A 13054-nucleotide genomic window follows, 5' to 3' on the forward strand; every position below is an offset into this window, starting at 1 on the left:
AAAGATGGAATCTTCATGAAATATTTGAGGTCAACAATTCCAATGTTTATATCGCTCTTGCTGCTCGGCTGTGTCTTCTGCGGTCCGCAACAAGAACTGACAGTTGTTATACGCTCCACAAACACACTTCTGGACTCCGCGAAGGTAGACTCCGTTTTCGCGCTGAATGCGCTGGATTCAATAGGACAGCTCGTATCCAAAAATATTACAGGAATGCATTCATTCCCAATTTCCCTGCGGGCTGATAGCACTACATATGTATACAAATATGAAGGCAGCAAAAAAACCGCCGACACCTTGACAATCTTTTATGAACGGGAGTTCCGCTATAAGGGTGATTGCGGATTTGTAGTGAATGCTAACAAGCCGCGGGATGGTCGTACGCATCGCTCAACGTTCAAAAAAGTGGAGGTGCGGTATGGCACCTACATTACACCGAATAGCTGGGAGGTGGGCGCGCAAGATACTTCCACAGGAATTTATGTAGAGATCAAAGAATGAAAACACTCGTCGTCCTCGTCGCTATCGTCTCGCTAGGATTTACAACCTACGCACAGCAGGACAGTACCAGGGGTAGTTACCTTGGACTCGATGTGATCAATAGTGTGCCCACGTATGCCCTCCCAAATTGGTATTACATTCGAAAAACGATCATCGTTGAGCCCTACTATCACTTTAATATCAAAAGACCGGACGCAAGTGTTGTGATCGGTGCGGGCTTTGCAAAGGGTTCTACCCGTCAGTACGACGAATTCGATCCGTCCCAGAATTTTCAGGGGGCTTATTTCCGGGCTTCATACGAGTTCCAACATCGCTCAAGGTTTATCAGCGTCGGTTATGGCCCTATCATCTCGTTTGCCAGTTACAGTGGAAAATTTGTGTTTGATGGGCCTACATTCGGCGATTATGAAGGTTCTTTTCAGGAAAGGAATAATGTCGCAATAGGCTGGGAGGGCTATATTGCCTACGATCTCAAACTAGGCCGCTACCTTTCTCTCAGATTTTTACTACGAAATGTGATGGGGCGGCGTACCAAAGCCTCCGTTTACGTGCAGTATTACCCCGGTTTCGGGTACACACCGCCGTTGCTCAATAACCGTTTTCTTTATTCCGGAGGTCTTTCATTTCAGCTCTACTACAGATTACCGTAGTGAGTTGTATATCGCAGTTAAGAAAACCACCTTTTTTAACCTTTTCATACATACCTTTGCTCGAACAAATACCACTCAAACCGGCTCGTTCGTTTCTGATATTGTGAGAAATTCTGCAAGACAATGGATATCCCTCAGCCTGCTTGGCCTCATGTTGGTCAAAGTGTGGGTGATTCCTTTGTTGTACCTGGATTTTGAGATCCGGCGCGAATACATCGTTGCCAACCTTTGCGAAAACAGAAACCGGCCGCAAATGCATTGCGATGGCAAGTGCTACCTCGCCAAACGCATCGCCGCGCTGGACGAACAGGAAAAACGTCAGGCTGAAAAAACGTACATGTCACGCCTGATTGACCAGGTAATGGACCAGCGCACGGATTTTTCCTTTGCGCAGCAACCTGTTATCGTCGAACTGCTTCCGCGAGCGGTTTTCTCTCTTGCCAATTGCTTCACACCCCGCATTGCGGTGGACGATATTTTTCATCCCCCGCTCGTCTGATTTAGCATAAAATCACCCCATTTGCAGTTCTAGCATTAGTTGGAACAGATTCTGTTTGCAATTTTGTCGGCTTAATGCACGCCCATCGGATGCGTGTGAACCATTATTTTTCAAAACACATATGATGAAAAGAACATTTTCATGGTTATCGGCATGGGCGTTGGCCTCCGGGTTACTGATGGTTTCCTGCTCTTTCCCGGACGAAAACGACGATACTGATCCCATTGAAACCGGCACGATTCAGCTGCAATTCGATAATATCGTGGGTGATAAAGATTTGCAGCTCAATACCACACAATATATGAATGCGGCGGGAGAGGATTTCACGGTCAGCAAACTCAACTACTACATTTCGAATATCAAACTCATCAAATTGGATGGCAGCGTGTTTACAGTACCACAGGATTCGAGCTACTTTCTGATCCGTGAGGCGAATAAGGAGTCGCAGAAACTGACGATCCGGAATGTGCTGACAGGTGATTACACGGGCGTTGAGTTTATGGTGGGCGTCGACAGCCTGCGTAGCGTGATGGAGCCGGATTCACCTGGACGAAAGGGGATCCTGGACATCTACTCAGGCCCAACCAATGAAGAAGCGATGTACTGGGACTGGAATCCGGGCTATATTTTCATGAAAATGGAAGGCTCTTCCGATTCGGCAACGACCGCAAATGGCAAGTACTATTACCACATTGGCTTTTTCGGAGGTAGAACAGAAAAGACGATCAATAATCTCAGGACCGTCAAACTGACTTTCCCTGGCCAGAAGGCGATCGTGACGACGAGCATTGTTTCCAACGTACTCATTCAGGCCGATATTCAGAAAATTTTCAACGGCGGCACGCCATTGAGTATCAAGAAGAGCTCATCGCTAATGTTTACCGATTCTTCGAGGTACGTCGCCGACAACTACGCCGGGATGTTCCATGTCAAAGAAATAAAGATCAACTAAAATACACTGGCAAACGAAATGAGGAAGGTTACGGGCATATTGAGCTTTTTGGCAGCGCTGCTGGCGTTGGCTGTTTCTTGCAAAAAGAGCAGTACCGACGACCCGGGGCCTAAGCCGACGGACAATACCCCTACGCCATTGCAATGGACGAAGCCTTCCTATTTCCCCGATCCGGTCTATGATTTATCCAAAAATCCGCTGACGGTCGAAGGCGTCGAGCTAGGCAAATTCCTTTTTTATGATGGCATTCTCTCGCGGACGGACAACATCGGCTGCGGGACGTGCCACCAGCAACAGGCTGCATTTACGCACCATGGACATGACCTCAGCCACGGCGTGGACGACAGGATCGGTACGCGGAATGCGCCATCTGTACAGAATATGGCCTGGAATACCTCCTTTTTTTGGGATGGCGGCGTGCATGATATGGACATGGTGCCGCCGGTGCCTATTCAAAATAAGGTGGAAATGGACGAGCGGGTCGGCAATGTGATCGAAAAGTTGAAAAAAACGCCGGTAGCAGGTGCCGCCAAGCAGGTGAATTATCCCAAAATGTTCAAGGCGGCATTCGGCAGCGATAGTATTACGGCCGACCGGATGATGCAGGCGCTGTCACAGTTTATGATGACGATGGTTTCGGCTACGTCCCGTTATGACTATTTCCTGCGCGGCGACGCTTCCGCATTGACAGCACAGGAAAAAGATGGCTTATCCATTTTCAAACAAAAATGTGCCTCCTGCCATGCCGGCGAGCTTTTTACAGACCAGAAATTCAGAAACAATGGCCTGGTACCCAACCGAATCAACGATCAGGGCCGGTATGCCATTACTTTAAATGATAACGACCGGCTGAAATTCAAGGTACCAAGTCTGCGTAATGTGGGCCTGACCGCTCCCTATATGCATGATGGCCGTTTCACGACACTCGAACAGGTGCTCGACCACTACGCAAACGACAAGCCGGGCAGCAAGGACAGTATTTACGTTTCCCCGACTCTGGACCCGCTGCTGAACGTAGCTGGGCAAAAACGCGGGATCAGCCTGACGACGGCAGAAAAGCAGTCTATCATTGCATTTCTGAAAACATTAAATGACGACGATTTCATCAAAGACAAGCGTTTTTCCGATCCCGGTGTAGGAACCTCTTTTTAATGCGCTCATTCATAGCATACATATTGCTCGCAGCTATTATGCTACCCACGCTCAGTCCGTGGGGAACGATCGCGTACTTTAAACTGAACCGGGAATACATTGCCAGGGTGCTTTGCGAAAACCGGAAACGCCCCGACCTGCATTGCGACGGCAAGTGTTACCTGGCCAAAAAACTCAAACAGCAAAAGGAAAAGCAGGATAAGGAGACTTCGGAGAAAGTCCACAACACGCCTGTTATCCAGCTATTTACCCCCCAACCCTATTCTTACAGCTTTGAACCGGAGACAGTCGAATTCCGCGAACCGGTTCGTTTCTTCCATCAGTTACTTTTCTACTCAGCCCCAGTCGGCAAATTGCTGCGCCCGCCCAGGAGATAAAATTCATGATACCTAACTGAATTTTAATCTCTTAAAGCATTATAATGAACCTGAAAATATTTTTACAGGCGCTATTCCTGTATGTATGCGCGCACGCGGCTGTCGCGCAGGGCATCGAAGGCAGTGTATTCGACACCCAGACCAAAGAACCCATTCCGGGGGCGACCGTGCAAATCGTTTCCGCCAATCTCGGCACCACCACGGATAACAATGGCCATTTTGCATTCAATAATGCGGTTTCCAATGCGGTACTCCGTATTTCCAGCATCGGGTTTTCTGCCAAAGAGGTCCGGATAGAAGAGGGCAAGCGCATTAAAATCGGACTGGATGCGGCTACTGAAAACCTGCAATCGGTTGTCGTGACGGGTAACCGTGAAGCGACATTACGCACGGAGAGTCCGATCGCTATCTCCAAACTGACTCCACGGATGATCGATGAGGCCAAACCGACGGCCATGTACGAAATTGTGAACAAAGTACCCGGCGTGATGATGGTGAACCTCGGCAACGAGCAGCATTCAATGGCGATCCGGCAACCATTTACCACCAATGCCTATTTCCTGTACATGGAAGACGGCGTCCCGATCCGGCCGATGGGCGTCTTCAACCACAACTCAATCCTGGAATTCAACCAGTTTGCGATCAGCTCGGTGGAAGTGGTAAAAGGCCCTGTTTCCTCTATTTACGGCCCGGAAGCAGTGGGTGGCGCGATCAACTTTATCACGCAGCGCCCTACCCTCCTGCCAACCGCCAAAATCGGTGTGCAAGCCGACCAGTGGGGCTACAAGCGCATTCAATATGGTGCAGGCGGCATGATCGGGAAGTTCGGCGTTTACGTGGGCGGGTTCGTTGCCAACCAGCGCGACGCCTGGATGAAAAGCAGCGATTACGACAAGAACGCGATCAACGCACGGTTAGAATACCATTTCACGCCGTCGACGCGGCTGATTTACACATTGGCTTACAGCAAATATGATTCGCAAACGAGCGGCAGTGTGGACAGCCTTGCATTTTACTCGCGGCAGTATGTGAGTACCACCGATTTTACCTACCGCAAAGTAAGCTCGCTGCGAAGTCGGCTTACCCTTGAAAAAGACTGGAAAAATGGCTCGCAGACATTCCTAACCGCATTTGCCAGGAAAAATGAACACGGCCAGAACCCGAATTACGGCATTCGCTGGACGTCAGGGCAAACAACTGCAAAAGGCGAAATCAATTCAAGCGATTTCAAAAGTCTTGGCGTACTCGCCCAGCACAGCCAGCGGTTCAGCTTCCTTAATTCCAAACTGATCACCGGCGCCGTGTTTGATTTCTCGCCATCCAACTACTGGTCCTACCAGATCGATCTGGCGGCCCAGTTACGTGCAGACGGCAAATCGGTCGAGAAATACACGATCGTAAAAGAGCGGCCCGATATCAAAAACGCGGATTACGACGCGGATATCAAGAATACGGCGGCTTACACGCAATATGATTTCGAACTGCTGCCAAAGCTCCGCGTGTCGGCGGGCTTGCGTTACGACCGGATGTCGTTTACCTACACCAATTTTCTCGATAACACCTCGGGCAACAAATCATACAGCAAGGTTACCCCGAAAATCGGCGCTACTTATGATTTGGGTAAAGGGAAAGGGATTTATGCCAACTATTCGAGAGGCTTCTCTCCTCCGGGGCTCACGTCGGTTTTCCGCAAACGCACCGTACCGGCAGAAAACGGCGACCTGTTCTACTACAATCTGAAACCAGCCGAATTCAACAACGCGGAAATCGGTGGTTGGGCGTCCGTGCTTGACAATAAGGTTTATATCGACCTGGCATTTTATCAAATGAATGGCCGCAACGAACTGCTGAATGTGCGGCTACCGGATAATTCCTACGATTATCAATCTGCCGGCAAAACCTTGCACCGCGGCGCGGAATTCGGCGTGACCTACAAACCGACGAAGGAGTTTTTCTTCCGATTCGGAGGTACTACGGCCATTCACCGCTATGAAGAGTTCATCCTGAGCAGCCGCGAGTCTGATGCGGTGAAGAATGTCAATGGCAAGGATATGCCTTCGTCGCCTCGCTGGCTTTGGAACACGGAGTTTAGTTATTATCCCAAGTGGTTCAAAAACTTCCGGTCGTCGGTGGAATGGCAGCATGTGGCTTCCTACTATCAGAACCAGATCAATTCGGTCAAATACGAAGGTTATGACATCTTGAACATGAGATTCGGCTACAACTGGAAGGGCGTCGAGCTGTTCACCAACGTCCTCAACCTTACCGACGTGCTTTACGCCACCAATGCGACCCGGGGCAATAACGCCACCGACCGCACGACCTACAATGCTGCGGCACCGCGGACATTCGTTTTCGGCGTGCAATACACTTTCACCGGCAAAAAATAACAGATTATGATCGAGGAAATTGCCATACAACCCAGGGAGTCATTCAAGGCAAAGGCCGAAAAGACCATCCGCAGAAACATTTATCGCTGGCACCGCATATTAGGGCTGCTGGCACTTGTTCCTACCATTTTCTGGACGGCCTCGGGTGTGATGCACCCGTTCATGTCGCACTGGTTCAAGACGACCATTGCGCACGAATTTTACAAGGCAGAGCCCGTGGCCCCAGCCGACGTAACGTTACAGCTCGGGCCGGTTTTAACGCAAAACAAAATCACGGAATTCAAAAACTTCCGGCTGATCAAGTTTCAGGGAAATGCGTGGTACCAGGTTAAGGGCGTCGACGATAAATTAAGGTATTTCAATACTGCCTCCGGAGCCGAATTGCCCGACGGTGACCGGAAATATGCCGAACACATGGCTCGCTATATGCTCGGTGAACCGAAATCGAAGATCATTTCCAGCACGCTGCTGACCGAATTCACCGATCAGTACAAATACGTGAACCGGTTTTTACCCGTGTGGAAAATCAGCTTCGACGACGACCGGAAAATGGATATCTATGTCGAAACCGGTCAGAGCCGCTTCGCTACCTTTAACGACAGCGGGCGGAAGGCGTTCATCTGGATATTCGGCACATTCCATAACTGGGGTTTTATGGATATGATCACCAACAATACGATCCGCATTGCGGTAATGGTGACCTTTCTGAGCCTCATTATCCTTTCGGCAGTCGCAGGCGTGGTGGTTTATGGGTTAATGTGGAAAAAATTCAAAACCGGTCGTTCGGGCAACCAGCGGGGCATTTTGCGCAAATACCATCGTTCGATCGGCATCTGGTGCAGCCTTTTCACATTCACGTTCGCATTCTCGGGCGCCTACCACGCCGTTCAGAAGCTCGACCCCGACCAGCGGCAGAAATATGTTTACGACCCGGTGATCAAAACGGAAGAAATAGCCCAGGCGTCTATCGTCGACCTCAAAGGCGTTACCAATATCGGGCTGATCAAATGGGGAGAGAACATTTTCTGGCAAACCGTTCGGAAAGATTGGGAAACCGACAAAACAGTGGTGGACTATACCGACATCCGCGACGGCAAAAAACTCGAAGGCGGTAACATCCGTTTTGCCAAATACCTCGCGCGCAAGTTCGCCGCGCAGGAGGAGCGCAACGCCGAAAGCTGCTGCGACCTGATGGAAGCGCAAATTTCCTCTCCAATTTCGGACGCGGAAGTCGAAAAAGCATCTATGGTAACCAGTTTCGCCGGTGAATATGGTTTCGTAAACAAACGGCTGCCCGTGGTGAAACTGGCCTACGACACGCCCGACCACACGACCTATTACATCGAAACGACTACCAGCCGCCTTTCAACGAAAGTGGAAGATCGCAACCGGCGCGAAGGTTTCAGCTTCGCATTCCTGCACAAATACAGCGGCCTGGATTTTCTGGGTAAGAATGCGCGGGATGGTGTGATGACGGCTGCCGCTGCAAGCGTTTTGATCGTAAGTGTGCTGGGGTTACTGGTGTTTTTGAAGATTAAATAGCGTTTATCACAAACAGGTGTTTTCATAGAAGGTCGGGATTTCAGTTCCCGGCCTTCTTTTAATGTCCTTTCAAAATCTTTTTCGCCATAAACGTTTCGTTCACTTTGAGGCGAACGTAATGCACTCCATCGTTGAAGACATCGAAATTACTAACAGGATATTTCCAGAGACCTTTCGCATGCGGATTTTCGACTATTTTCCGCACGACACTGCCGTTGCTATCCAATATTTCAAGTCTTACATGGCTGTTATCCTCCGCTATTGCAAATTCGATCGTCACGTCCCCGACAGCCGGATTTGGGTAGATTTTCCATTCAAAATCAGCGATAGCATCTTTTTCAACTATTCCTGTTTCGCTGCCCTCACGCTGAGAACTGAACTGCCCGATATTCACCCGTTGCGATGCATGCCAATTGCCATTCGCATCTTTGATGAAACATCTGATACCGGTATAAAACTGGTCTGTGGTAAAGACATTTGTCGTCGCACCGGCGATCGCGCCGTTGATGTCATTACCCCAGCGATACTCGGTATAACCAGCCGGAGCCGTGAGCGAACGGAGGTTGCCATTTTTTAAATAGGTAAGCGAAGGCACGAAACCGTGCTCGATTTTAACGCCATTGTTACCGATTTGGTTGAACCATTTATTGCCGAGCCAGGTGAGCGACGAATTGTAAGATTCTTCGAAATGGGTGCCGTCTTTACGCCAGATCCCCTGGGTCACAACCGCACCGTCGTAGTCTGAATCCGGCCCCACTACACCGGAACCTGCATTTACAGCCGACGTCTGACCAGCGCGAATAGTCGGGTTAGGGCCCTGCCAATTTGTTACAGAAACGTTGGATATAAACCACGTTAAATTAGGATATGCAAAATCTGCCTTCGACTTATTGATAACCGCCGTCAATTTAGCCGTGTAGTCGGCCGAAGTGGTCACTTTGTATGCCGCGCCCAGATTGGGATCCGATTCCGCCTCTCCCTGGTGCCACAATATACCGCGTACGCCAAATATCGATCCGTAGTAATTCAGTGCAGATTTCAATGGCGTGTAGGGCTGCCCGATGAATGGCCCCTGAAACGTTCCTCCATCACAGAACTGCAGTCCGGTATACCCGTTCGGAGCGGCTAAGCCCTGTGAACCCTGGTACCATTGCGTGATGGTGCTTCCACCGGAGGCTGCGTTGAAAAAGGCTACCGGCATTCCCCCATTGGCGTCGGAGATCAGTTTTCCAAGCACTCCATAGCACCAGATTGTATTTCCTGTGGGTGATAAGCTGCCATGCTTGACTATGTCGTTCGCATTGGAGAAGGAGAAAAAACTCCCGAACATTTCCGGTAAATTTTTCGTACAGTTTTTGCTGTCCGATGACCCAACAATCCACTCGGGGTAATTAGTAGTAGGCGGCAAATTCCAGGTCTTGTCATTCATACCTTGTCCATTGGATTGCCCGGCGATAATAAATACATCTCCAATGCCGAATCGCGAACTCGCGTAGACAATCCCATTGTATATTATCTCGCATAGATACCACCCTTTGGACATCATTGTCGTGCCAAAGAACATTCCATTCGATGTCAGTGGTAGCGTGGTAGTAGGTCCGGCTGCTCCTGCGACGCCAGAAGCACTCAACGGGCGAAAGCGATAACCCACGGTTGCCAACAAGCTTGACGAAACGACCTGTCCGGCAACTGTGACACTGGCCGTATTTGCGGCATTTCGCTGTATGACGCTTTTTTCAATAGGGTAAGAAAGGAAAACGAATTGCCCGAATGAACTATTTCCCACCAACCCACATAGCAGAATTATAAAGATATTTTTTGCTTTCATAATTCATTACATAATTAAATGTATGGATAGGCTCAATTCTTAAAACCAATGGTTTTCACAAAATCCTTAATGCTAATCAGCGGAATGCGTGTGTGATATTTTTCGTTGATCGCCTTGATCGTTTCGTTCGCAATAATGGCCTGTCCAAGAGCCGTAGGGTAAATGCCATCAGCTGAAAAGAAGTTACCCTTCATAGTGCCGTCGATGGGAACGCCGTCGTCTGATACATATGATCCGGTATGGATTTTCTCATAAACTTCGTACAGATCCACGACGGCTAGATTATGCTTTTCGGCATACTCCTTAATTTTCGGGTTGTACATAGTTTCTGGATCGGAGAAAAGCGCTTCCTCAGCGTCGATCACAGATAGCGGATCGAGTTTGGAAGTAAACTTGCTTCCGGGTTCGTGTTTTTCGAAGATGCGGCTGACGAATGGCGAGGGGACCAAATAAGAAGCATCTGAATTTGTACTTGCACCGATTAATTCACTGACTTTATACCAATTCATGTAAGGCAGCGTCCGGTAATGAGGGACGGTGAAAATTACTCCCCGCTGACCTTTACCAAGAATGGCATTTAATGTATAGTCAGTTATTGTTCCACTCAGGTATATGGATCCATTGAAATTCAGTGTGTAATGATTGATATGAGAATTTTCCTGAAGACCCTGTATCCATCTATCAAAAAAATCATCAAGCAGAACAAAGTTATATGGCCTCTTCTCCAAAATTTCGCTCAAAACGTTATACTGAGGAGTCGCTTTCAAAGTTGAAAGACGGGACACGTAGGGTTGTGTCATACATTTCTCGCAATAGGGATAGGAGAGCCATGTCGAAGCGCCCCAGGGCGTTGCAAAATTCGAAGCATTCCCTTCATACCTCGGCAACACTGGCGGCGCTCCACCCGTCACGGGCGCACGGTTATTGATAACCTTCTTCCACTTAGGATATTTTGCTAACGGGTTATCGTATAGGTAATAGCCCGTTCCATTGAAATCCTGCTCGCTGAAAAGCGGCATTTCAAAATCCGTCAAGCCCATTTGGTGGGCAACCAGGTTTGGATAGGCAAATTGCTGACTCTCCCGGTAAAGGCCGCCATTGCAAACGCCCGCGGTAAGTCCGCCGCCGACGGCGATCATTCGCAATGTGGCATCGGAGCCTTTCAGGTTGCTCAAATCAACATGGCCGACTTGCTGTGCATTCCATTTGTTAAAATTCAGGGATGGTTGAACTTCTACCTGGCCGGTTTGCATGCTGGTAAATTTCGCGATCGGGTGCAGGCTGGGAAGCAATTCTGTACTATCGATGGCATCGACCACATTGTCGTTGGTAGTATCCGGCTGCGCTTCCTGCGAACAGGCGAAAAGGCTCGATGTGAGTGCAAACAGTAATGCAGACAGTTTTTTCATAGCACTTGAATTTTAAATTGATACAACTGAAAGCCTGGCTGACCAGCCCGGTCTCATTCAATTAATTCAAGTTTAGGCTACAATTAGCTTGTAACTTCAATCCGCTCTCCTAATGACCGGGATGGATACCCGAACGGTAATTTTACCGCATTCACGGCCCCGCATTAACTAACCACCATTCACGAACTCGGCTATTAAACCTTCATTAAAACCAAGGATTTTTGCGATTCGCGTTGTTTCTTTGCAGGAAATTCAGTCGCAGTCAATACAATAACATATATGCAAAGCGGAGAAAAGAATGCACAGCCCTGGTTGGGTAAAATGCAGGAAAAATGGGGATTGGAAACAACCAGGCAGGTTTTGTTGGTACTCGCAGTGTTCAGTTTGTCGGGTTCTTCGGTAGTATGGCTCCGGAAAGGACTCTTCTATCTGCTCGGATATGACGACGCCACGCCGATGTGGCTCAAAACCATTACCTACATTCTGTTCATTTTCCCGACTTACCAGAGCTTGTTGCTGTTGTACGGTTTTCTCCTAGGCCAGTTCTCGTTTTTCTGGGAAAAAGAGAAGAAAATGTTCCGCTGGATCGCCGCCAAGTTCAAGAAATAAGCGCAATACAAAGTATATCCCAAAGGGTGAGCAAATGGTAAACAGCCATAGCTCACCCTTTTTTGATGCCGCTACTACATCGATAGAACAATTTCTACTCCAAGATTTCGCCGCCCCCATTGCTAATGTCCCAAGAATGAATGACTTTGCAACTGAATGCAAATAGCAGTCACAAACGTTTCACACAATTCACATCTTATCAACAAAACCTCTACAAGGCATGAATTTCGACATTATCAAAGCGCAGATCTGGACGCTGGCAACACTTTATGGCGGCAAAATCCTGCTTGCACTCCTCGCTTTCATCATCGGCCGTTTCATTGTAGGCAAAATCAGCTCGATGCTCAGCAATGTGATGGAAAAACGCAAGGTCGACCGTGACGTGCAGCCTTTCCTCAGCTCACTGATCGTTGTTTTGCTCAACGTAATGCTGCTGCTGAGCATCGCAGGCATTGTGGGCATCGAAACTTCCTCGTTCGTGGCAGTGCTCGGTGCGGCCGGTCTGGCGGTAGGTTTGGCATTACAAGGTAGCCTGGCGAATTTCGCGGGTGGGGTGCTCATTCTTATTTTCAAGCCTTACCGCGTGGGTGATCTCATAAATGCACAGGGATTTACCGGAACAGTTGAAGGCGTGCAGATTTTTAATACCATCCTGGTAACGCCGGATAATAAGACCATTATCCTCCCGAATGGGGCATTGTCGACGTCACCGATCACCAATATTTCCGGGAAAGGCAAGATCCGCGTCGATATGGTGTTCGCTGCCGGAAGCCAGAACGGGGTGGATAAAATCAGGGCCTCGGTTCTGAAGGCGGTTGACGCCTGCCCTACCGCATTAAAAGATGTTTCACACGACATTCTGGTTACCAAACTCACCGAAAACGCCATCTTTTTTGATGTGCGCGTGTGGACGCCCAGCGAAACTTATTGGGATACCTATTATAATGTCCACGAAGGCATTAGTCGCCAATTCGCGATCGACGGTATTCAGGCACCAAAACCGGCTGAACTAAGCGTCGCAGTGAAGCAATAGCTGGTCCGAAGCGAGAGCTTCGAACCATCAATATTGAGGAGTACAGGAGGTAACTTTCCTGTACTCCTCATTTTATTTATACCTTTGTGTTTTATTTCAAATTCAGGTTCAG

12 protein-coding genes are annotated in these 13054 nt (G+C 48.8%); 10 read left to right on the forward strand and 2 right to left on the reverse strand.

Annotation, left to right across the window (positions count from 1 at the left end):
* Positions 1-213 precede the first annotated feature (213 nt).
* The 8 genes from CLV60_RS34130 (at position 214) to CLV60_RS11305 (ending at position 8063) form a co-directional block, all read left to right on the forward strand.
* Positions 214-501: a DUF6452 family protein gene (locus CLV60_RS34130; RefSeq protein ID WP_146151548.1), complete on the forward strand. Its 288-nt coding sequence runs from the start codon at positions 214-216 to the stop codon at positions 499-501.
* Positions 498-1151, forward strand: a complete 654-nt coding sequence (locus tag CLV60_RS11275; protein WP_106595505.1) for a hypothetical protein — start codon at positions 498-500, stop codon at positions 1149-1151. Before CLV60_RS34130 ends, CLV60_RS11275 begins: the two co-directional genes overlap by 4 nt.
* A 103-nt stretch (positions 1152-1254) precedes the next feature.
* Complete coding sequence (locus CLV60_RS11280; RefSeq protein WP_229210922.1) at positions 1255-1650, forward strand: hypothetical protein; 396 nt, start codon at positions 1255-1257, stop codon at positions 1648-1650.
* 121 nt (positions 1651-1771) lie between these two features.
* Entirely contained in the window at positions 1772-2602 is an 831-nt protein-coding gene (locus CLV60_RS11285; RefSeq protein WP_229210923.1) for an MbnP family protein, read from the forward strand.
* Positions 2603-2620: 18 nt separating this feature from the next.
* Entirely contained in the window at positions 2621-3754 is a 1134-nt protein-coding gene (locus CLV60_RS11290) for a cytochrome-c peroxidase (RefSeq protein ID WP_106595506.1), read from the forward strand.
* Entirely contained in the window at positions 3754-4131 is a 378-nt protein-coding gene (locus CLV60_RS11295; RefSeq protein ID WP_106595507.1) for a hypothetical protein, read from the forward strand. The genes CLV60_RS11290 and CLV60_RS11295 overlap by 1 nt, the downstream gene beginning before the upstream one ends.
* A gap of 44 nt (positions 4132-4175) precedes the next feature.
* Entirely contained in the window at positions 4176-6521 is a 2346-nt protein-coding gene (locus CLV60_RS11300; protein ID WP_106595508.1) for a TonB-dependent receptor, read from the forward strand.
* 6 nt (positions 6522-6527) lie between these two features.
* The gene (locus CLV60_RS11305; protein ID WP_106595509.1) at positions 6528-8063 is read left to right on the forward strand and encodes a PepSY-associated TM helix domain-containing protein; all 1536 of its coding nucleotides are present in this window, start codon (positions 6528-6530) and stop codon (positions 8061-8063) included.
* A gap of 58 nt (positions 8064-8121) precedes the next feature.
* Here the strand turns inward: CLV60_RS11305 and CLV60_RS11310 are convergent, their stop codons facing one another.
* Together CLV60_RS11310 and CLV60_RS11315 are read right to left on the reverse strand one after the other, a co-directional pair.
* Complete coding sequence (locus tag CLV60_RS11310; RefSeq protein WP_106595510.1) at positions 8122-9891, reverse strand: sialate O-acetylesterase; 1770 nt, start codon at positions 9889-9891, stop codon at positions 8122-8124.
* Positions 9892-9923: 32 nt separating this feature from the next.
* Entirely contained in the window at positions 9924-11300 is a 1377-nt protein-coding gene (locus CLV60_RS11315; protein WP_106595511.1) for an SGNH/GDSL hydrolase family protein, read from the reverse strand.
* A gap of 279 nt (positions 11301-11579) precedes the next feature.
* Between CLV60_RS11315 and CLV60_RS11320 the strand changes: the two genes are divergently transcribed.
* Both CLV60_RS11320 and CLV60_RS11325 read left to right on the forward strand, forming a co-directional pair.
* On the forward strand, positions 11580-11909 hold the full coding sequence (locus CLV60_RS11320; RefSeq protein ID WP_106595512.1) for a DUF6787 family protein: 330 nt from the start codon (positions 11580-11582) through the stop codon (positions 11907-11909).
* A gap of 220 nt (positions 11910-12129) precedes the next feature.
* Complete coding sequence (locus CLV60_RS11325; RefSeq protein WP_106595513.1) at positions 12130-12942, forward strand: mechanosensitive ion channel family protein; 813 nt, start codon at positions 12130-12132, stop codon at positions 12940-12942.
* The last annotated feature ends 112 nt before the right edge of the window (positions 12943-13054 follow it).

It is taken from the genome of Dyadobacter jiangsuensis, from assembly GCF_003014695.1.
Taxonomy (GTDB): domain Bacteria; phylum Bacteroidota; class Bacteroidia; order Cytophagales; family Spirosomataceae; genus Dyadobacter; species Dyadobacter jiangsuensis.

Excerpts from the sequence above, each read along its gene's own strand:
- CLV60_RS11305 (WP_106595509.1), top strand. The coding sequence starts at position 6,528 with ATGATCGAGGAAATTGCCATACAACCCAGGGAGTCATTCAAGGCAAAG.
- CLV60_RS11325 (WP_106595513.1), top strand. The coding sequence starts at position 12,130 with ATGAATTTCGACATTATCAAAGCGCAGATCTGGACGCTGGCAACACTT.
- CLV60_RS11295 (WP_106595507.1), top strand. The coding sequence starts at position 3,754 with ATGCGCTCATTCATAGCATACATATTGCTCGCAGCTATTATGCTACCC.
- CLV60_RS11310 (WP_106595510.1), bottom strand. The coding sequence starts at position 9,891 with ATGAAAGCAAAAAATATCTTTATAATTCTGCTATGTGGGTTGGTGGGA.
- CLV60_RS11275 (WP_106595505.1), top strand. The coding sequence starts at position 498 with ATGAAAACACTCGTCGTCCTCGTCGCTATCGTCTCGCTAGGATTTACA.
- CLV60_RS11300 (WP_106595508.1), top strand. The coding sequence starts at position 4,176 with ATGAACCTGAAAATATTTTTACAGGCGCTATTCCTGTATGTATGCGCG.
- CLV60_RS11285 (WP_229210923.1), top strand. The coding sequence starts at position 1,772 with ATGATGAAAAGAACATTTTCATGGTTATCGGCATGGGCGTTGGCCTCC.
- CLV60_RS34130 (WP_146151548.1), top strand. The coding sequence starts at position 214 with ATGCATTCATTCCCAATTTCCCTGCGGGCTGATAGCACTACATATGTA.
- CLV60_RS11290 (WP_106595506.1), top strand. The coding sequence starts at position 2,621 with ATGAGGAAGGTTACGGGCATATTGAGCTTTTTGGCAGCGCTGCTGGCG.
- CLV60_RS11320 (WP_106595512.1), top strand. The coding sequence starts at position 11,580 with ATGCAAAGCGGAGAAAAGAATGCACAGCCCTGGTTGGGTAAAATGCAG.
- CLV60_RS11315 (WP_106595511.1), bottom strand. The coding sequence starts at position 11,300 with ATGAAAAAACTGTCTGCATTACTGTTTGCACTCACATCGAGCCTTTTC.